Source organism: Gilliamella sp. CG16, from assembly GCF_046635785.1.
In the GTDB taxonomy this organism is placed as follows: domain Bacteria; phylum Pseudomonadota; class Gammaproteobacteria; order Enterobacterales; family Orbaceae; genus Gilliamella; species Gilliamella apicola_I.
In genome coordinates this window covers 1-1,990 of sequence record NZ_JBIDFL010000024.1, presented here as the reverse complement: position 1 = coordinate 1,990, position 1,990 = coordinate 1, and the positions used below count along the sequence as shown (strand labels likewise).

The 1,990-nt window shown below is 28.5% G+C and carries 2 protein-coding genes; both read left to right on the top strand.

The window, feature by feature from the left end; genetic code table 11:
• The coding region (locus ACGH47_RS11340) for an MFS transporter (RefSeq protein WP_411623479.1) at positions 1-1,156 on the top strand (1,156 nt) is incomplete at its 5' end.
• A gap of 382 nt (positions 1,157-1,538) precedes the next feature.
• A partial coding sequence (locus tag ACGH47_RS11335) for a replication initiation protein (protein ID WP_411623478.1) occupies positions 1,539-1,990 on the top strand: 452 nt, incomplete at its 3' end.

The window sequence follows — 1,990 nt, the reverse complement described above, 5'->3', positions numbered from 1 at the left end:
GCTTATAGGTGTATATCAATCTATTTATTTGCTTTCTACGGGTGTCTCTTTAAGAGAATTAGCTTTATTTCAAGTTGTTTTCTCTCTTGTTTCTTTATTTGCAAACATTCCAATTGGAGTAATGTGTGATCGTTATGGCCGAAAATTGTTAGTCATAATAGGGGTCCTATCAACTATTATTTTTTACCTGCTGTGTTTTTTTTCTCCAAATTTTTATTTTTTAGTTTTGGCTCATATTTTTTATGCTGTGGGAATATGTTGTGTCGGGAATGGTATCTTTGGATGGATGTATAGTTCTATTGAAAATAAAGAAGAATTAGCAAGATATTCCCATATTGGACAAAAAATAACTTCAATAGGAAGCATAATAACTGGTTTAATAGGTGCTATTATTTTATATTATACAAAATCTTATTATGTTGGTTACTTTGTTTCTATATTTTTTATGAGTATAATTTTATATATATACATGTATATACCGACACCTATTAAAGCAATATTACCAACGGAAAAAAAACAAAGTTTTTTATTTAAAGTTAAATCTGTTTTTCCATTGATAAATCAATCAACAGGAGGATTATATTTTATTATAATTACTTGTTTATTTACCTTTGGTATACAAATTATATATCATTTTTGGCAACCCATTATGACATACGGTATGAGTACAGAAGCCATATCTAAAGATAAAATTTTTGTACTTATTTGTTGTCACATAGGCGCTTTTTTATTTCAATTTTTATTTAATCACATTCTTCCTTCCTTTGGTGTTTTTACTAAAAAATATATGGTTAGCACAATTATTTGTGGTGTTTTGGGAGGAATGTTTTGTATTTTGTTATTGTTTAAAATTCAAAGTTCAACAGCTGGTTATATTGGTATATTTATATATTCATTAATTCATGGAACAACATCTTTTCTATCTATTAGTACTGGTGGATATTATACTTTCTTACTTAAAAAAGAATACGAAAAAGACATATCATCAATATCCAGTGGTGTAGCTATCTATGCTAGATTGGCTGCTGTTATATCTTTGTTTTTAGTATCTCTATTTCCATCTTCTATACCTGTTTATTATTATCTTATTATTCCAGCAATATCTTTTATATTATGTGGTTTAATTTCCTTTAAATGGTTTCGTAGCAAAAATTAACATTTAATGTACATGAGAAAACAAAAAAAACAAGTTGTTATTTTTCAAAAGGTTAAATTTTGATAAACCGTACTCACCTTATTTTTTGTACGTTTATAACCGGTTTTTTCTCTCTGTTTTATTGTTTTATTGTTTTACTGTTTTCCCCCCTTTATTCGTTTTATTATTCATATGGTTATCAAGTTAAAACCGTACCTTTTTATGGTTAAAACCGTACCTTTTTATGGTTAAAACCGTACCTTTTTATGGTTAAAACCGTACCTTTTTATGGTAATATCCACAGGCTACTTTTTTAAACCGTATTTTTTTTAGTTTGATACTGTTTTCTTTTTGCGTACAATGCCAGAAAGATTACGGTTTTAATGCTAGGGAAAATACTAAAATGAATGATTTAATTGTTTATAAAGATAACTATCTTGTAGAAGCTAGTTACAAGCTAACACTAATGGAACAGCGTTTAATGTTGTATTGCATTAGTAAATTAAACCCACAAAAGCCTCAGCAAAAACAAAAAATAGTTGTTGAAGATTTTATAAAGCAATTCCCAGACATACAGTCTAATAATGCATATGCACAGATTAAAAAATCTATTGACGCATTGGGGGAGCGCTGGATTAAGGTAAAAGACCCTAAATATATCGAAGAATTTAGGTGGATACAGTCAAAAAAATATTTTAATAATACAGGAACGGCGGTTATAGAATTCAGTAACTCGGTTATGCCGTATCTTTGCCAACTAGAAAAACAATTCACTAATTACCTATTACGCAATATAAGCGCTTTTAAGCGCACCTACTCCATAAGACTATACGAACTATTGACTCAATATAGAAC